Consider the following 17,216-nt stretch of genomic DNA (forward strand, 5'->3'; position numbering starts at 1 on the left):
ATGATCGGCAGGGACGACGTCGGCACCGTCGAGGATCTGCACGCCTCGGCGAGCAAGGTGGTCGGGCTCGACGACTTCGGCACCGACGACTACCGCGAGGGGCTGGGCGTGCTGCTCGACTCCTACCACCGCGACGCGGAGCTGACCCCCTTCGGCAACAAGGTCAACCGCGCCTTCCTGCGCGGCGCGCTGATCGCCCGGCTGCTCAGCGAGAACGCCTGGCAACGGCACCCCGAGCACGCCGAGGTCGCCGTCGAGCGACCGGTCTTCGTCACCGGCCTGCCGCGGTCGGGCACCACGGCGGTGCACCGGTTGCTCGAGGCCGACCTGGCGCATCAGGGCCTGGAGATGTGGCTGACCGAGATGCCGCAGCCGCGCCCACCGCGGGAGACCTGGGCCGAGAACCCGGTGTATCAGCGGATCGAAGCGGCCTTCGCCAAACACCACGTCGAACACCCGGAATTCATGGGTGTCCACCACATCTCCGCCGACCAGGTGGAGGAGTGCTGGCAGTTGCTGCGCCAGTCGGCGATGTCGGTGTCCTACGAATGCCTGGCCTACCTGCCCACCTACTCGGCGTGGTTGCGCGAGCAGGACTGGACGCCCGCCTATCGCAGGCACAAGCGCAACCTGCAACTGATCGGGCTGCCCGACGCCGAGAAGCGCTGGGTGCTGAAGAATCCCAGCCACCTGTTCGCCCTCGACGCGCTCATGGCCGTCTACCCGGACGCACTCGTCGTGCAGATGCACCGCGATCCGCGCACCATCATCGCCTCGGTGTGCAGCCTCAACGAGAAGGCCACCGAGGGCTGGTCGGAGAAGTTCCGCGGGCCGGTCGTCGGCGAGACCCAGCTGGACCTGTGGGCGCGCGGGGCCCACCGATTCCAGGAGGACCGCAAGCGCTACGACCAGGCGCAGTTCGCCGACGTCTACTACGACGACTTCGTCGCCGACCCGATCGGCGCCATCGGCGGCATCTACGACCGGTTCGGGATGACCTTCACCGCCGAGGCCGAGTCGGCCATGCGGGCACTGCACGGCGAATCCACCTCGGGAGCGGCGCGGCCCGCCCACCAGTACACCCTCGCCGAGTTCGGCCTCACCGCCGATCAGGTCGACGAGCGATTCGCCGACTACCGGGCGGTGTACTTTCCCGACCGGTGATCAGGCCTGACCGGGCCGCAGCACGATGAACAGCCCGTGCGCCTCGGCGCACAGGCGTTCGCCGTCGTGCAGGGTGGCGCGCACCCACACCTTGCGGCCTTCCTGGTTCTCCACCCACGACCGCAGCGTGAGCTCCTTGTCGAGCGGGGTGATGGAGCGGTAGTCGATGGTCAGCGAGGCGGTGCGGGTGACCGAACCGGCGTGGATGGCCGCGGCCATGCCGCACAGCTCGTCGAAGCCGACGGCCATCTGGCCGCCGTGCGCGGCCGCGTTGCCGCCGAGGTGGAAGGTGCGGAAGGTGATGGCGGTTTCCACGCCCTTGCGGCTGGCCCGCTGCACCCGGAAGGGCGGCAGCGTGACGTTGCCGCGGGCGGGCAGATCGTGGCGGGTCCAGGTCGGGGTCGACCACTCGTCCACCACCGCGTCGGCCAGCTTGGCGTTGAGTTCCTTGAGCTGGCCGATCAGTTCCAGCGCCAGGTCGTCGGAGGGGGCGGCGACCCGGGCCTGGTCCATGAGGATGCGCACCTGCTCGACGAACTCGCCGAAGTAGGGTCCGCCCCGGCTGAAATCGGAGTCGCGCACCATCTGCTCCCACATCGGCCGGAAGCCGCCCTCGTGGTGCTCGGCGGTGGGCAGCGGGTCGGCGGTGTGGTCCTCGGTCATGAGGACAACGGTATCCGGTTGGTTGCCGGGCGCCGACCGGTGGGTCGCGCCCGCCACGGCCTCTACGCTGGGCGTCGAGCACCGTGGTTGGTGTCCCGACGGCGAAGGGGTGTGGCAGGGCGATGCAGATCACAGCGGTCGTGTTCGACATGGACGGCGTCCTCATCGATTCCGAACCGGTGTGGGAGCGGGTGCGCCGCGCCTACATCGCCGACCACGGCGGCACCTGGCAACCGGACACCCAGCGCAGGCTGATGGGCATGAGCACGGGGGAGTGGTCGGCCTACCTCAGCCGGGAGCTCGGTGTCGACGCGCCACCCGACCGGGTCGCCGCCGACGTGATCGCGCTGATGTCGCAGCACTACGACCGCGCGGTGCCGCTGCTGCCCGGCGCCGTCGAGGCGGTGCGGCGGATGAGCGAGAACTTTCCGCTCGGCCTGGCCAGTTCCTCCCCGCGCGCGCTGATCGACACCGTCCTCGGCCGCACCGGGCTGATCGAGCACTTCACGGTGACGTTGTCCACCGAGGAGGTCGCGCGCGGCAAGCCCGCACCCGATGTGTACCTCGCCGTCGCCGACAAGCTCGGTGTCGCGCCGCAAGCCTGTGCGGCGGTGGAGGATTCGAGCAACGGCCTGCGCTCCGCGCACGCGGCGGGCATGCGGGTGATCGCCGTGCCCCGGCCCGAGTACCCGCTGGACCCGGACGCGCGGGCACTGGCGAGCGCGCTGGTGACGGATCCGACCGCGCTCACCCCCGCGCTGGTGGCCGGCGGGTGAGGTGCGGCCGCGCCGGTTCAGCCCGCGTAGGCGCGTAGCGGTTCGGCGTGCGCGCGGGCGCTCCAGCGGCCGCGGTCGTAGCCGACCTCGACGGGGTGGTCGAAGGCCGCGGTGACGGTCGCGGTGGTGATGGTGTCGGCGGCGGGACCGGCGGCGACGGTACGGCCGTCGGCGATGAGCAGGGCGTGGGTGGTGGTGGTCGGCAGTTCTTCGAGATGGTGGGTGACCAGGATCGAGGCGACGTCGGGGTGGGTGTCGTCCAGGTGGGCGATCGTCTCCAGGAGTTGTTCGCGGGCGGCCACGTCCAGGCCGGTGGTCGGCTCGTCGAACAGCAGCAGGCGGGGTTCGGCGACGAGGGCGCGGGCGATCAGGGCCCGGCCACGTTCGCCCTGGGAGAGGGTGGGCCACCCGTTGTCGGCCTTGCCGGACAGGCCGACCGTGTCGATCATCTCCTCCGCCCGCCGCAGGTCGTCGGCGCCGGGGGTCCAGCGCATCGGCAGATCCACGGTCGCGGTGAGCCCGGTGAGCACGACCTCGCGAATGCTCAGCGGGGAGCGCAGCGGATGACGCGGGTTCACGTGGCCGATGTCGTGGCGCAGCCGCGCCAGTTCCACCCGGCCCAGTTGCTGCCCGAGCACGCGCACGGTGCCGGTGGTCGGGAAGGTGTTCGCGGCACAGAAACCGAGCAGCGTGGATTTGCCCGCGCCGTTGGGGCCGAGCAGCGCCCAGCGCTCGCCGGGGCGCACGGTGAGCGAGATGCCGTGCAGGATGGTGCGGCCCTCGCGCCGGAAGGTCACATCGATCAGTTCGAGCACCGGGTCGGTCATGCGAAGGCCGCCTTCAGCTGGGTGAGGTGGGCGCGGCTGAATTCCGCTGCCGCGGTGGGATCGCCGGCCGCGATCGCCTCGACCAGGCGGGCGTGCGCGGCGTGGTCGGCCTGTTCGGAGGGGACCGGGCGGATGGCGAGCATGTCGATCATGGCCGGGCGCAGCCGGGGGAGGAAGGTGTCGAACAGTTGCGTGAGCACGTCGTTGTGCGCGGCGACGACCACGGTGCGATGAAAGGCCATGTCGGCGTCGACGTGGTCGGGGATCGGCTCCCCGTGCGGTTCGCGCGCGGCCAGGCTGCGCCGCAACGCGCGCAGGTCGGCGGGGGTGCGCCGCCGGGCGGCGAGCGCGGCGGCCTCGGCCTCGATGGCGATGCGTGCCTCGATCACGGCGGCGATGTCGGCCCGGCGCAGCATCGCGTCCCAGTCCTCGGTCACGTCCAGGGCGGTGACGAACACCCCGGCGCCCTGCCTGCTGTCGAGCACGCCCTTGCCCGCGAGTTCGCGGATCGCTTCGCGCACCGTCGAGCGGCCGACGCCGAGCTGGGCCGCCAGTGTCGTCTCGCCGGGCAACCGGTGCCCGAGCGCCCATTCGCCGGCACGGATCCGTTCGAGCAACAGCTCGGCCGTCTGCGCGGCCAGCGGATGCCGTCTCACCTGCGGGACCATCACCCTGCCTCTCTGCTTGTCTGAGGAGTTGCCTCCATCGAAGCACATCCGGCGGCCGGTGGGTCGGGCAGGGCCTCAGTCGCCGGTGCGCCCGTCGATGCGTTCGCGCAGCAGGTCGGCGTGGCCGTTGTGGCGGGCGTACTCCTCGATCATGTGCAGGTAGACCCAGCGGACGGTGTAGCGGGTGCCGGTTCCGCCGCGGGGGAAGACGAAGGTGTGGTCGAGGGGCAGGGGCGCCATCGCGGCGTCGGCCGCGGCCACCTCGGCGTGGTAGGTGGCGAAGGCCGTGCGCGGGTCGGCGTCGTCGATGTCCTCGAAATCGCCGCTGGGATTCGCCTCGCTGCAGTAGAGGTAGTCGAGGTCGGTCTCGGCGGCGGCGAGGCGGAACCAGCCGCGTTCGACCTCGCTCATGTGCCGGACGAGGCCGAGCAGCGACATCCGTGACGGCGGCACGGCGCGGCGGCGCAGGGCGGCGGCGTCCAGTCCCGCGCACTTCCACAGCAGTGTGCGCCGATGCCGATCGAGCCAGCCCTGCAACAACTCTCGCTCGCCGCCGTCGGTCGGGGCGCTGGTGCGGGTCACTTCGGGCGCGGTCCACGTCACGCTCCGAGGGTAACCGGGGCGCCGGCCGCCGCGGTGCCGCCCGGCGCGGAATCGGGCAGACTGACCCGATGCGTCCCGAATCCCGCGCACCGGACCCCGGCGAGGGCCGTCCCCACCTGGAACTCGCGCGGGCCGAGGACGATTGGATCCGGGCGGAGTACCTTCCCGAGGCGCTCTACCACCTGCGATACCGGCGCGCGGGCGGTGACCGGTACGAGCTGTACACCGCCGATCACCGCTGGGTGCGCGACATCCTGGTCGCCTGGCTCGTTCGGGACGACCGCTGGGACGAGTCCCCGGCGTGGTCGCGCATCGACCCCGCGATCGCCGAACTCGAGACCGTCCGCGGCGAGATGAGCGAATTGCTCGACGGCTTCGGACTTCTCGACGCGCTCGGCGAGTTCGAGGACGGACTCGACGACGCGCTCCGCCGGGCCGACGAACTGTTGGGCGACGACGACGCTCCGGCCGACCCGCCGCCCGGCTAGCGGCGCGCGGAGCGTCGGCTCACCCGCTCAGCGCGGCGGTCAACGCCCGGGCGGCCGCCAGGGTGATGGCGATGTACCGGTCCCGATCCGCCCTGGTGGTCGTCGCACGCAGCGGTCCGAGCTGCACCTCGTAGGCGGCCGTGCCCGCGCCGTCGAACACCGGCGCGGCCAGGTAGCTCAGCGGCAGCTGCTCGTCACCGTCGAGCTCGTGCCGGGTGAAGGGACGCGCGGTGAGGGCGGTGAGCTGGCGCAGGGCCCGGGTGCGCAGGTGCGGGTGCAGCAGTTCGGTGCCCACGGCCGCGAGCAGATCGGCGAGCAGGTCCACGGTGCCTGCGTCGTCGGAGCGGGGACGGAACACGGCGACGCCGCGGTCCTTCACCAGGGTGAGCAGCGCGCCCGCGGTCCGTCGGTCGGCGTCGGCGGTGGTGGCCAGCCAGGTGTTCTGCTCGGCGGCGGGCCGCCACGGCATCACCGCCGCCCCGGCCGGGAACCGCAGTGGAATCCGGTGGCCGACCGGGATTCCCGGCACCATCCGGTCCGGGCCGTGCCGGACGTCGAGCACCGTCAGCGCGTCGGGTTCGATGCGGCTCAGCGTCGCGCCGCAGCCCGCCTCGGTGGCCAGTTCCTGGAGTATTTCCCCGACCTCGGGCGGCAGCAGCGGGCCCGTGAGGGTGAGCAGGCCGGGTCCGAGCCGGTACCCGCGGTCGGGCACCCGCACGGCCCAGCCCGCGAGATCGAGTTCGGCCAGCACGGCCGTGGCGGTGGCGCGGGCGATGCCGAGGCGTTCGGCGATGGCGGCCACGGGAAGCGGCTCGGCCGCACCGGCGAGCAACGTCAGGATCTCGACCACCCGCCGCGTCGGCGGGGAGGGCGAGCGCACCGCGCCCGTCTGCGTATCCGTCATCGGCGAACCCCTTGTGTCCGTTCCTGGCACCGACCTACGATGACGAATATAGAACATTACCTGTCGAATATTCGACATCAGTATTCGACGTCGTCTACCGCCGCCGCATGCGGCGCCGATCGGAGCACACATGATTCTCGACCGATTCCGGATAGACGGGCAGGTCGCCGTCGTCACCGGCGCGGGCCGCGGCCTGGGCCGCGCCATCGCCGTGGCCTTCGCCGAGGCGGGCGCCGACGTGCTGATCGCGGCGCGCACCAAGCAACAACTCGACGAGGTGGCCGAGCAGATCACGGCCGCGGGCAGGCAGGCGCACGTCGTTGCCGCCGACCTGAGCGACCCCGAGGCCGCCGCCGGGCTCGCCGAGGCGGCCGTGCAGCGGTTCGGCAGGCTCGACATCGTGGTCAACAATGTCGGCGGCGCCATGCCCTCGCCGCTGCTGGACACCACCCCGCAGGCGATGATCGAGGCGTTCACCTTCAACGTCGCCAACGCGCACGCGCTGATCCGCGCCGCCGTGCCGCACATGCTGGCCACCGCGGACGGCGGCTCGATCGTCAACATCACCTCGACCATGGGCCGCCTGCCCGGTCGCGCCTTCGCCGCCTACGGCACCGCCAAGGCCGCGCTGGCGCACTACACGAAACTGGCCGCCCTGGACCTGAACCCGCGCATCCGGGTGAACGCGATCGCCCCCGGCTCGATCCTCACCTCCTCGCTCGAGGTGGTCGCGGGCAACGAGCAACTGCGCACCGAACTCGAGACGAAGACCCCGCTGCACACCATCGGCGAGCCCGCCGACATCGCCGCGGCCGCCCTGTATCTGGTCTCGCCCGCCGGGAAGTACCTCACCGGCAAGGTGCTCGAACCCGACGGCGGCCTGATCCAGCCCAATCTCGCCATCCCGATCCCGGACCTGTGACCATGAGCGTACGAGTCGTGCAGTGGGGCACCGGCAATGTCGGCAGGCATGCGCTGGCCGGCATCGTCGCCGCCCCCGACCTGGACCTGGTCGGCGTCCACGTCTCCGGACCCGACAAGGCGGGCAAGGACGCCGCCGCCCTCGCGGGCCTGGACACCCCGACCGGCGTGACCGCCACCGCCGACGTCGCCGAGATCCTGGCCCTGCGCCCGGACTGCGTCGTCTACTGCGCCATGACCGACAACCGGCTGCTGGAGGCCGTCGAGGACCTGCGCACCCTGCTCGCCGCCGGGGTGAACGTGGTGGCCTGCGCCCCGGTGTTCTTCCAATACCCCTACGACGTGCTCCCCGACGACCTGCTGCAGCCGGTGCTGCGCGCCGCCGCCGACGGTGGTGCCTCGTTGTGGGTCAACGGGATCGACCCCGGTTTCGCCAACGATCTGCTGCCGCTGGCGCTGGCGGGCACCTGCCTGCGCATCGACCAGCTGCGCTGCCTGGAGATCGTCGACTACGCCAGCTACGACAACCGCGCGGTGATGGTCGACATCATGGGCTTCGGCAAGCCGATGGACGAGACCCCGATGCTGTTGCAGCCCGGCGTGCTGTCGCTGGCATGGGGCAGTGTGGTGCGTCAGCTCGCCGCGGGTATCGGGGTGCGGCTGGACGCGGTGACCGAGACCTACGAGCGGGTGCCCGCACCGGAGTCTTTCGACATCGCCACCGGCCACATCGCCGAAGGCACCGCCGCCGCACTGCGATTCGAGGTGCGCGGCATGGTGGGGGACCGGGCGGTGACGGTGCTCGAACACGTCACCCGGCTGCGACCCGATCTGTGCCCGGACTGGCCGCAGCCGCCGCATCCGCAGGGCTGCTATCGGGTCGAGCTCACCGGCGACCCGAGCTACGTGCTGGACCTGGTGACGTCGAGCCCGCGCGGCGACCACAACTTCGCCACCCTGCTGGCCACCGCGATGCGCATCGTCAACGCCGTGCCCGCGGTCGTCGCCGCACCACCGGGCCTGCTGACCGCGCTCGACCTGCCGTTGATCACGCGGCCCGCCGTACCACCCTCCTGATCGGAGAGCCCGGCGCTCTCCGATGCGTTCCGGCGGTCACCTCATCGGCCGCCGGAACGCGGGGGGTCGGTCCGGAACGCGGTGTCGCTCCGGCTCGTTCAGTCGAGGAAGGCGCCGGAGGCGGGGCCGGAACCGGTGGGGATGGGGGCGCCCGCCGGTTGCCATGTGGCGGTGTGGAAGGGCACCAGCGCGCCCGCGTGCGGGTCGGTCCGCAGATAGGTGTGCAGCAGGGTGGTGGCGTCGAGCGCGGCCGCGGGCACCGTGAACGGCGCGGCGACGTGCGTGCCGAGGCTGCCGACGTACATCTTGGCGCCGTCGGCGGTGAAGCCCACCGACAGCGGCGCGTCCACGGGCACGGTGCCGGTGACCCGGTCGGCGGCGAGATCGATGACCTGGACCGCGTCCGCGCCGAGGGTCGCCACCATCAGCCGCGTCCCGTCCGGGCTGATCGCGCCCGCCACCGGTGCGCTGCCGGGCGCGAAGGCGATGGCGCCCAACCGGGTCCAGCTCTGGGTGTCGATCACCGAGACGTTGTCGCCGAGCACGTTGAGCGTGTAGAGCTTGCGGCCGTCGGGGGAGACCGCCGCGGAGGCGGGTAGCGAGCCGTCGATCTGGATCCGCTCACCCACCTGGAAGCCGGTCTCCGGATCGAACACGGCGGCGGTCGAGTCGGCGAAGACGGTGTACAGCTTGCCGCCGTCGGGGGAGATGGCGGCGGCGAAGGGGATGGCGGGCAACGGCATCGAGCGCATCAGGGTGTTGCTCACCGTGTCCAGCACGTCGATCGACGGACGCGCGGTGAAGACGTAGACGCGGTCGCGCACCGGGTCGGCGATCGGCTCGGTCATGCCGTCGGTGCCGCTGATCGGGATGCGGGCGGTGACGGTGTTGCTGGTCCGGTCCACCACGGCGATGTCGTCCGGCCCGGTGAACGGCGGATTGGCCGACTGCACGTACAGCTGCCTGCCGTCGCGGGCGGCGGCGACGGCCGCGGCCTGCGCCCCGACACCGTCGATGCGGGCCCGTACCTGGTCGGCGGCGGTGTCGACGACGAGCACCGCGCCCTCGCCCATGACCGGAACGTAGGCGATGTCGGCACCCTCGTCGGCGCCCGCGGCAGGCGCGAGCAGCGACAGGACGACCGCGGCGAGCGCGAACGCGCGCCCGGATCGACGCCGGAACCGGATTGCCATCCTCGGACCTTTCGTGTGGGTATCCGAACGGACTATTCCCCGGAAACGCCGCCGCCGCAAGCGTTACCGTCGACCGGTCACCTTACCCAGCAACCCACACGGTCGCGCATCGCAGGCAGGTTACTGCCCGGTCGGGGTGGCCCACATGTTCGACAGCAACGCGAAACTCGGTGTGTCGGCCAGCGACTGGCTGGACTCGTAGATGCGCCGGTACCCGGTTTCCACGATGCGCCAGTTGCCGTCGGCGTCGCGGCGGTAGCGGTCGCTGTAGTAGCCCGCGCCGCGGATCAGCGCGCCGAATTCGGTGGCGATCACGGTGTCTTCGAAGGCCCACGAACCGGTGGCGGTGTCGCCGTCGACGGTGATCTCGGGATGGTGGGCGATGTGTACCGTGACGATGGCGGGGCCCAGGTTCGCGCGCATGAATTCGGTGATGGCCGCGCGGCCCTCGAACGCCAGCGGCTCGCCGAGGGCGTGCGTGCCGTAGCGGCCGACGGCGTCCTCGGCCAGGGTGTCGGCGAACTCGTCCCAGAGTTTGAGGTCGAGCGTGCGGAAGTAGCGGTACTTGAGCCTGCGCACGTCTTCGATTGCTGCCAGATCCATCCGCTCAGCCTGGCACGCCCTGCGCCACTCGACAAGAACGTGTTCTAATTTGTGGCGCGAAGCGAGGCCGGGGATAGCGCGGCGTCCCGCGGGGTACCCGAGGAACGGCCGCCTGCGCCGGAACCGGCGCCGTGGCCACCGGGGACCGATCCGACACACACGCGGAGGAGCACACCAGTGACCGCACCCAGCCTCGATCACGACCTGGCCCTGAAGATGGCCGCCGACCGGCTCGAGCGCGAGTTCGGCGGTGCCGTCCCGGACGCGGAGATCGAACAGTTCCTACAGGACACCTACGAGCACATCGCCGACCACGCCACCCTCGACAACTTCCTGCCGCTGCTCGCCGAGCGCTACACCCGGGAGTGGCTGCGCGAGCGCACGAGCTGAGCGGCGGCGGAAACGGCCCGAACCCCGCCCGCCCCGGCGCATTCCTCTTATGCTGGCCCCGCGGTACGAAGAGAGGTGCGTCATGTCGGTCGAGATGGTGAGCCATCCCGAATCCGGGTGGGCGGGGGCGGGCCGGGCGGCGCCGCCGGTATCCATGATCGAGCGGATGACGGCGATCCTGGACGCCTTCGACGCCGACACCCCGACCGTCACCCTGCTCGGCGTCGCCGAGCGCACCGGGCTACCGCGGTCGACCGTGCACCGCATCCTCGACCAGATGGTGCGGTTGCGCTGGCTCGCGCACGCGCCCGGCGGCTACCGGCTCGGTCTGCGCGCCTTCGAGCTCGGCGGCCTCGCCGCCGACCACAACGAGATCCGCGAGGCGGTGAGCCCGCTGTTGCAGGATCTGTGCCAGCGCACCGGGATGGCCGGACACCTGGCCGTCCTCGACGGTCGCGACGTGCTGTGCCTGGACAAGGCGGGCGGACGGCAGGCCGCCGCGATCCCGACCCGGCTCGGCGCCCGCCTGCCCGCGCACAGCACCGCGCTCGGCAAGGCGCTGCTGGCCACGTTGGAGCCCAGCATCGTCGAGGCCGCGCTGCGCGAGAAGCTGCCCCAGCTGACCGCGCGCACCATCGGCGACCGCGCGGAACTGCATCGCGAGCTGGCCCGGGTGCGGGTGCGCCAGGGCGGCGTCGCCGTGGACAACGAGGAATCGGTGGACGGCGTGTGCTGTGTCGCGGTGCCGGTGCGCGGCCGCGGCGCGGCGGCCGCGGCGCTGTCGCTGTCCGGTCAGGTCGGTGGGGAACGCGGCGCCCTGGACACCGCGCGGCTGGCGCGGATGCTGTCGGAGGCGGCGCAGGAGGCCGGGCGAGCGCTGTTCCCCCGGCACGAACGCCTGCGCTAGCGGATCAGGAGGGCCGGCGCACCGGGAACTCCGCGGCCAGTTCGGCGAAGACCGCGGCGTTGAACTCGAAAGCGCGCTTGCCCTCGTCGAGCACCCGGCGGCGCTCGAGTTCGTCGACCGGCAACCGGTCGAGCAGCGCGCGGTACTCCCGCTTGAAGGCCGCCGGGTTGGGGATGTCGTCGAAGACGTAGAAGCGCACCCCGTCCCCGCGGCGCGGCAGATCCCACAACTTCTCGGCGGTGCCGCGAATGACCTGCCCGCCGGACAGATCACCGAGGTAGCGGGTGTAGTGGTGGGCGACGTACCCGGCGGGCCACTCGCGGGCGCACTCCTCGATGCGCGCGGCGTAGGCGGCGGTCGCGGGCAGCGGGGTCAGGTCCGCGCGCCACTCGGGGCCGATCAGCGCGGTGAGGTCGCGCTCGAGTTCGGCCGTCCTGGCCAGCTCGGGCCGGATGAACGGCCCGGCGACCGGATCGGCGGCCAGCTCGTCCATGCGTGCTTCGAGCGCCCGGTAGACGAACCACAGCTGGCCGGTGTAGCGGTGATAGGAATCGATGCCGAGATGCCCGCCGAGCATGTCGGTGATGAACGTGGAGTTCTCCGCCTCGGCGTGCTGGCGCTCGGTCGCGGTGCGGATACGCGTCGAAAAAGGTACGGCTTCCGACATCTTCGATGGCACCTCGCAATCACCCGCGGGCTGCCGGGGTCTCCGGCAGCCCTGACCCGACCGGCCCGACGATACCGGCTCGGCACGATTGTCGCACCGGTCCGCCGCGGGTGGGGACGCCACGGTCGGCGCCGGGCGCACCGCTCAGCGCTTGCCCTGCAGCACCGGTGCGAGGAACAGCAGCGCGATCGCCGCGACGACGGCGAACACGAAACCCCAGAAATTGAGTTCGGTGATCGAACCCTTGCCGATCAGGCTGGCGACGATGCCGCCGATCAGCGCGCCCGCCATGCCGAGCAGCGCGGTCATCTTGAAATCGAGTTTGTCGGCACCGGGTTTCAGTGCGCGGGCGAGGAATCCGATGATGACACCGATGATCAGGAAGCCGACGATTTGGACGATTGCGTTCCACATGTGCGCAACTCTCCAACCAGTCACCCCGGTTGTCCAGCGACATGCCGGTGAATTCTTCCGGTCGGACCCGGCCGAATTCAGCCGGGCGAGGCGGTACGGCGCTTGCGGCGCACCACCGGTTTCCGCAGCGACCCGAACCGGCTGAGAATCCGTGGGCGGCGCAGGGTTCGGTCGCACCATTCACCGAGGGTGACGCCCGCGGCGAGCGCGCAGCCCACACCGAACGCGGCGAAGAGCTGGTTGAAACCGAGCAGCAGTTCGTCGTTGAGCACCGCGTACAGCCCGCGGTAGACCTTCAGGCCGGGCAGCAGCGGGGTGATGCCTGCGACCGCGACCACCAGCGGCGGCGTCATCGCCCGGCGCGCCATCAGGCCACCGGCCATGCCGACCAGCGTCGCGGCGACACCGGAGGAGATGACCGGGCCGAATCCCAGGTACTGCACGAGCAGGAAGCAGATCGTGCCCGCCGCACCGCCGAACGCGGCGGCGGCCAGCGCGCGCCGCTCGGCGTAGCAGGCCAGCGCGAACGCCAGGGCGGCCACGGCACCGGCGACGAGTTTCACCGGCAGATCGGTGATGTCGCGGCCGGACACCAGGTCGATGCTGGGCACCGTCGTGCCCGCCACCTCGCCCAGGCGCAGCGCCAGCGCGATTCCGGCGACGATGCCGCCGGTCATCATCACCACCTCGAGCATGCGGGCGGCGGCGGTGATGGGTGCGCCGGTGATGGCGTCCTGCACCGAGCCGACCAATTGCAGCCCACTGAGCAGCACCGTGATGCCTGCGGCCACGATGAGCGTGGCGTCGACGCGGATGCCCAGCGGCTCGGCGAGACTGGACAGCAGGATCGCCGGTGTCGCCGCGATCAGGCCGCCCGCCATGTGCTGGAAGAAGAACGGCAGGCCGTAGCGGTTGAGCGCGCGGTTGGTGCGGTCGATGGCGGCGGTCGTGAGAAAACTGAGCACCGTCACCAGCAGGTCGGCGCCGAGCAGCGCCGCGATCGCGGCGGCCATCAGCGACCAGCCGAAGGTCGCCACCCAGCGGGCGTAGGGATGCGGTGCGGTGGTGATGGCGTCGAGGGCGGCGCGCGCCTCGGCGGGCGGTACGACCTGGTGCCGGATCCGGCGGGTCAACCGGTCGACCGCGGCCAGCCGGGTGAAGTCCAGCGAGCGGTAGCGCACCACGCGCATGGTGCTGGCCGGGGGGAGCAGGGGGCCGCGGTCGGCCCAGATGCGGATCGAGTCGTAGGTGACGTCGACGTCGCAGCGCGACAGGCCGTAGGTGGCGGCGATGAACCGCACCTGGGTGGTGGTGTCCATCACGCCGGTGCCCGACGCGAGCACCACCTCCCCGACCCGGACCGCGAGATCGAGCACCTCGGCGACCTTGGCGTCGTCGGTGAGGTCGATCGGCTGCAGCGGGGCGGGCGCGGCGATGATGGTGTCGGCGGTGGCCTGCCGGTCCGCGACCAGCACACCGACGGCCTGTTCCAGCAGGCGAGGGGCCCGGCGCGGCCACAGCCGCGGTCGTCGCGCGGCACGCTGCCGCTGCCGATCGATGTAGTCGTCTCCTCCCGAGATCGCGTCCAGACCCATGTTCTTCGACGGTAGTCGAGCCATCCGGGTGCGGCATCGGCCCAGGTACGGCCCGCGCGGCCGGGCCCACACCGGTCACGGCGCGGGCCCGGACCCCATCACCGCAGGTCGCGGCGTCGATACCCGAGCAATCCGGCGCCGGTCAGCACGGCCGCGACGGCCAGCAACCACAGCAGCGGGGTGATGTGAAATTCGGCACCCGGAAGTTTGGGCGGGTGCACGAAGGGCACGAGGTCGACCAGCCACTGCGGCAGCCCGTCGAGCGAGCCGACGAAGAACAGCACGATCGTCGTGCTCAACACGCCCCATGCCACCGGGGCGAAGCGCGGCGCCAGCCCGAACAGCGCGATCGCGACACCGGTCAGCACCCAGACCGCGGGCACCTGCACCAGCGCGGCCGCGACGGTCCGGGGCAGCTTCGCACCGAGGTCGCCGGTGGCCGCGCCGTAGACGATTCCGATCGCCGCACCCGCGACGATGAGCGCCAGGACCGGGCCGAGCAGGGCGATGCCGAGATGGCCCGCGGCGTAGCGAACCCGGCCGACGGCCGCGGCCAGCGTCGTCTCGGCGCGGCCGCTGGTCTCCTCGTCGTGCAGGCGCAGCACCGCCGAGATCGAATAGGCCGACGCGGCCGCGGCGAGCATGGCCACCGCATAGGCGATGAACGACTGTTCCAGGCTCTCCGAACCGCCCATCCGCACCACCAGGTCGGTGATCGCGCCGCTGTCGCCGATCATGTCGCCGATGCTGTTCACGGCGCCGCCGATCATCAGCCCGTAGAGGCCGAAGCCGATCGTCCACGCCAGCAGCGAACCGCGCTGCAACCGCCAGGCCAGCCCGCCCGGACCGGCCAGATCCGCCCCCGCGGCCGCGGGCCCCGGCCGCTGCGCGATCAGCCCCGAGCCGGTGTCGCGGGTGCCGAGCAGTCCGTAGGCGACCAGGGTCGCCAGCACCGCGACGGTGGCCAGCGGCAGCAGCACCCACCAGCGCTCCTGCGCGTAGGGCCGGATCTGCAGGCACCAGCCCAGCGGGGAGAACCAGGACAGCACCCCGTTGCCCGCATCGCCCGCGGCGCGCAGCGCGAACGCGGTGCCGAGCACGGCGAAGGCGAGCCCGCGCGCCACCCGGGCCGACGTGCTCAGCTGGGCGGTCACCGCGGCGACGGCCGCCCAGACGATGCCCGAGGCGGCCAGGGCGGCACCGAAGGCGACCGAGCCGGCCAGTGCCACATCGGTCGCGGCCAGCGACAGGGCACACAGGACGCCGGCGAGCGCCGACCCGCCGAACGCCACCAGCAACGCGGCGGTGAGCCCGGCGAAACGGCCGATGCTGGTCGCGCCGACCAGTTCGGCGCGGCCGGATTCCTCCTCGGCCCTGGTGTGCCGGACGACGGTGAGCACGGTGGCGATGGCGATCATGCTGTACATCGCCCCCGCCTTCCACGTCCCGATCGAGCCGAGCGTGTTCTCGAACACCGGTCCGTACATCGCCAGCAGCGCCGGGCTGGCGGCGGTGGTGCGGGCGAAGCTGTCCAGCTGTTCCTGGGTGGTGTACAGGTCGCGCACACTGATCAACTGGAATGCGGGCATCAGGCCGAGCACCAGGGTCCACAGCGGCAGCACCACCCGGTCGCGGCGCAGCACCAGGCGCAGCAGTTGCCCGGTGCCGGCGAAGTCCGCGGGGTGCCCGAACAGCGGTGCGCTGAACGGCCTTTCGGCGGTGATCGCGGTCATGCCCGCACCACCTGTCCGGCCTCGTCGGCGCCGTCGACGTGGTAGTGCCGCAGGAACAGCTCCTCGAGCGTCGGCGGAGCGCTGGTGAGGCTGCGCACGCCGGTGTCGCCGAGCACCCGGATCAGCTCGCCGAGGTGTTCGCTGTCGACCTGGCAGCGCAGCGTGTCGCCGTCGCGCTCGATGTCGTCGACCCCGGCGATGCGGCTCAGATCGCCAGGGTCACCGAGCAATTCGGCGGTGATCGAGGTGCGTGAGAGGTGGCGCAGGTCGGCGAGCGAGCCGCTCTCCACCGTGCGGCCGGCCCGGATGATGGTCACCCGGTCGCACAGCGCCTCCACCTCGGACAGGATGTGGCTGGACAGCAGCACGGTGGTGCCGCGCGCGGCCGCCTCGCGCACGCAGTCGCGGAACAGCTGCTCCATCAACGGGTCCAGGCCCGAGGTCGGCTCGTCGAGCAGCAGCAGGCGCACGTCGGAGGCGAACGCGGAGACGAGCGCGACCTTCTGGCGGTTGCCCTTGGAGTAGGTGCGGGCCTTCTTGCGCGGGTCCAGATCGAACCGTTCGATCAGTTCGTCCCGGCGGGCACGGTCGATCCCGCCGCGCATGCGGGCCAGCAGGTCGATGGTCTCGCCGCCGCTGAGCGAAGGCCACAACGTGACATCGCCGGGCACATAGGCCAGTTCGCGGTGCAGCTCCACCGCGTCGGTCCACGGGTCGCGTCCCAGCAGTTCGGCCTGCCCCGCGGTGGCCCGCAGGATGCCGAGCAGAATGCGGATGGTGGTGGACTTGCCCGCGCCGTTGGGCCCGAGGAAGCCGTGGATCTCGCCTTCGGCGACCTCCAGGTCCAGGCCGTCGAGGGCGGTGACATGGCCGAACGTCTTGCGCAGGTCCCGGATTCGGATGACCTCGGACATCAGCGCTCCTTGGTGATTTCGTCGAGAAGTGTGGGGTCGGTGAGCAGGCCCTGGGTGTAGAGCTCCAGGGCGGGGCCGGTGAGTTCTTCGGTGATGCGGCGGATGGCGGCGCGGAAATCGATCGTCTCGCCGTCACGCTGGTGCAGGCGCACCCACAGCAGCGTGGCGCCGACGTTGGCCAGCATCAGGTGCCTGGCCCGGGCCTTGGGATCACGGCTGGGCTTGATCACGCCCGCCTCGACGCCGCGGCGCATGTAGTCCTCGGCGTCGGCGACCATGTGCTCGAACAGCGACTCCGCCATCGGTCCGCCTGCTTCCAGACTGCGCACCATGTAGGCGACCAGCGGACCGTAGGCCTCCACCTCGGCCATCGCGGCCAACAGGCCCGCACCCGTGTCCGGTGCGAGAAGCGCCTTGGTCTTCTCGTCGTGGATGAGTTGCAGCACCCGCTCGTCGCAGGCGGCACGCAGGCCGTCCTTGGAGCCGAAGTGGTGGTTGACCAGCCCGGGGGATACGCCTGCCGCCGCCGCGATCACGCGTACGCCGACATCGAATCCGCGGTCGCCGAAGACCTCGATCGCGGCGTCGCGAATGCGCGCCGCCGTGGTCAGTTCCGTGGGGGATCCTTGCGATACGGGCTGTTGGTTGAACACATGTTCAGTATATTAAACAGTCGTTCAACGCGCGCGCAAGGGTTTGACCACCCCGC

20 protein-coding genes are annotated in these 17,216 nt (G+C 71.6%); 7 read left to right on the forward strand and 13 right to left on the reverse strand.

Features of this window, described 5'->3' with window-relative positions; translation table 11 throughout:
* On the forward strand, positions 1-1,164 hold the full coding sequence (locus tag CRM89_RS05280; RefSeq protein WP_098083367.1) for a sulfotransferase: 1,164 nt from the start codon (positions 1-3) through the stop codon (positions 1,162-1,164).
* On the opposite strand, the gene CRM89_RS05285 is transcribed toward CRM89_RS05280, so the two are convergent.
* Positions 1,165-1,827: a PaaI family thioesterase gene (locus CRM89_RS05285; RefSeq protein WP_041560095.1), complete on the reverse strand. Its 663-nt coding sequence runs from the start codon at positions 1,825-1,827 to the stop codon at positions 1,165-1,167.
* A gap of 122 nt (positions 1,828-1,949) precedes the next feature.
* Here CRM89_RS05285 and CRM89_RS05290 point away from each other — a divergent pair, with 122 nt between their 5' ends.
* Positions 1,950-2,603, forward strand: coding sequence for an HAD family phosphatase (locus CRM89_RS05290; RefSeq protein WP_086847847.1), 654 nt, complete (start codon positions 1,950-1,952; stop codon positions 2,601-2,603).
* A gap of 17 nt (positions 2,604-2,620) precedes the next feature.
* Here the strand turns inward: CRM89_RS05290 and CRM89_RS05295 are convergent, their stop codons facing one another.
* From CRM89_RS05295 to CRM89_RS05305, 3 genes are all read right to left on the reverse strand, one after another.
* The gene (locus CRM89_RS05295; RefSeq protein ID WP_098083368.1) at positions 2,621-3,430 is read right to left on the reverse strand and encodes an ABC transporter ATP-binding protein; all 810 of its coding nucleotides are present in this window, start codon (positions 3,428-3,430) and stop codon (positions 2,621-2,623) included.
* Positions 3,427-4,098, reverse strand: a complete 672-nt coding sequence (locus CRM89_RS05300; RefSeq protein ID WP_060591693.1) for a FadR/GntR family transcriptional regulator — start codon at positions 4,096-4,098, stop codon at positions 3,427-3,429. The genes CRM89_RS05295 and CRM89_RS05300 overlap by 4 nt, the downstream gene beginning before the upstream one ends.
* Positions 4,099-4,173: 75 nt before the next feature.
* Positions 4,174-4,701, reverse strand: a complete 528-nt coding sequence (locus CRM89_RS05305) for a DinB family protein (protein ID WP_086847849.1) — start codon at positions 4,699-4,701, stop codon at positions 4,174-4,176.
* Positions 4,702-4,769: 68 nt separating this feature from the next.
* On the opposite strand from CRM89_RS05305, the gene CRM89_RS05310 reads away from it, so the two are divergent.
* Positions 4,770-5,189: a hypothetical protein gene (locus CRM89_RS05310; RefSeq protein WP_098083369.1), complete on the forward strand. Its 420-nt coding sequence runs from the start codon at positions 4,770-4,772 to the stop codon at positions 5,187-5,189.
* A 19-nt stretch (positions 5,190-5,208) separates the two neighbouring features.
* Here CRM89_RS05310 and CRM89_RS05315 read toward each other — a convergent pair whose 3' ends face one another.
* Entirely contained in the window at positions 5,209-6,093 is an 885-nt protein-coding gene (locus CRM89_RS05315) for a helix-turn-helix domain-containing protein (protein ID WP_098083370.1), read from the reverse strand.
* A gap of 130 nt (positions 6,094-6,223) precedes the next feature.
* On the opposite strand from CRM89_RS05315, the gene CRM89_RS05320 reads away from it, so the two are divergent.
* Positions 6,224-7,015 (forward strand): SDR family oxidoreductase, encoded by a 792-nt coding sequence (locus CRM89_RS05320; RefSeq protein WP_098083371.1) that lies wholly within the window; start codon positions 6,224-6,226, stop codon positions 7,013-7,015.
* A 2-nt stretch (positions 7,016-7,017) separates the two neighbouring features.
* Entirely contained in the window at positions 7,018-8,091 is a 1,074-nt protein-coding gene (locus tag CRM89_RS05325; protein WP_098083372.1) for a diacylglycerol kinase, read from the forward strand.
* A 98-nt stretch (positions 8,092-8,189) separates the two neighbouring features.
* Here the strand turns inward: CRM89_RS05325 and CRM89_RS05330 are convergent, their stop codons facing one another.
* Complete coding sequence (locus CRM89_RS05330) at positions 8,190-9,284, reverse strand: YncE family protein (RefSeq protein ID WP_098083373.1); 1,095 nt, start codon at positions 9,282-9,284, stop codon at positions 8,190-8,192.
* 120 nt (positions 9,285-9,404) lie between these two features.
* Complete coding sequence (locus tag CRM89_RS05335) at positions 9,405-9,887, reverse strand: nuclear transport factor 2 family protein (protein ID WP_011209002.1); 483 nt, start codon at positions 9,885-9,887, stop codon at positions 9,405-9,407.
* Positions 9,888-10,064: 177 nt separating this feature from the next.
* Here CRM89_RS05335 and CRM89_RS05340 point away from each other — a divergent pair, with 177 nt between their 5' ends.
* Both CRM89_RS05340 and CRM89_RS05345 read left to right on the forward strand, forming a co-directional pair.
* Positions 10,065-10,277: a three-helix bundle dimerization domain-containing protein gene (locus tag CRM89_RS05340; RefSeq protein ID WP_011209003.1), complete on the forward strand. Its 213-nt coding sequence runs from the start codon at positions 10,065-10,067 to the stop codon at positions 10,275-10,277.
* Between the two features lie 82 nt (positions 10,278-10,359).
* On the forward strand, positions 10,360-11,184 hold the full coding sequence (locus CRM89_RS05345; RefSeq protein ID WP_011209004.1) for an IclR family transcriptional regulator: 825 nt from the start codon (positions 10,360-10,362) through the stop codon (positions 11,182-11,184).
* 4 nt (positions 11,185-11,188) lie between these two features.
* On the opposite strand, the gene CRM89_RS05350 is transcribed toward CRM89_RS05345, so the two are convergent.
* From CRM89_RS05350 to CRM89_RS05375, 6 genes are all read right to left on the reverse strand, one after another.
* Complete coding sequence (locus tag CRM89_RS05350; protein WP_098083374.1) at positions 11,189-11,851, reverse strand: heme oxygenase (biliverdin-producing); 663 nt, start codon at positions 11,849-11,851, stop codon at positions 11,189-11,191.
* 144 nt (positions 11,852-11,995) lie between these two features.
* Positions 11,996-12,265, reverse strand: coding sequence for a GlsB/YeaQ/YmgE family stress response membrane protein (locus CRM89_RS05355; RefSeq protein ID WP_098083375.1), 270 nt, complete (start codon positions 12,263-12,265; stop codon positions 11,996-11,998).
* A gap of 77 nt (positions 12,266-12,342) precedes the next feature.
* Positions 12,343-13,860, reverse strand: coding sequence for a threonine/serine exporter ThrE family protein (locus CRM89_RS05360; RefSeq protein WP_011209007.1), 1,518 nt, complete (start codon positions 13,858-13,860; stop codon positions 12,343-12,345).
* A 98-nt stretch (positions 13,861-13,958) separates the two neighbouring features.
* Positions 13,959-15,593, reverse strand: coding sequence for an ABC transporter permease (locus CRM89_RS05365; protein ID WP_098083376.1), 1,635 nt, complete (start codon positions 15,591-15,593; stop codon positions 13,959-13,961).
* Positions 15,590-16,507 (reverse strand): ABC transporter ATP-binding protein, encoded by a 918-nt coding sequence (locus tag CRM89_RS05370; protein ID WP_011209009.1) that lies wholly within the window; start codon positions 16,505-16,507, stop codon positions 15,590-15,592. The genes CRM89_RS05365 and CRM89_RS05370 overlap by 4 nt, the downstream gene beginning before the upstream one ends.
* On the reverse strand, positions 16,507-17,160 hold the full coding sequence (locus CRM89_RS05375; protein ID WP_060591673.1) for a TetR/AcrR family transcriptional regulator: 654 nt from the start codon (positions 17,158-17,160) through the stop codon (positions 16,507-16,509). Before CRM89_RS05375 ends, CRM89_RS05370 begins: the two co-directional genes overlap by 1 nt.
* Positions 17,161-17,216: the final 56 nt, after the last annotated feature.

Source organism: Nocardia sp. FDAARGOS_372, assembly GCF_002554515.1.
Taxonomy (GTDB): domain Bacteria; phylum Actinomycetota; class Actinomycetes; order Mycobacteriales; family Mycobacteriaceae; genus Nocardia; species Nocardia farcinica.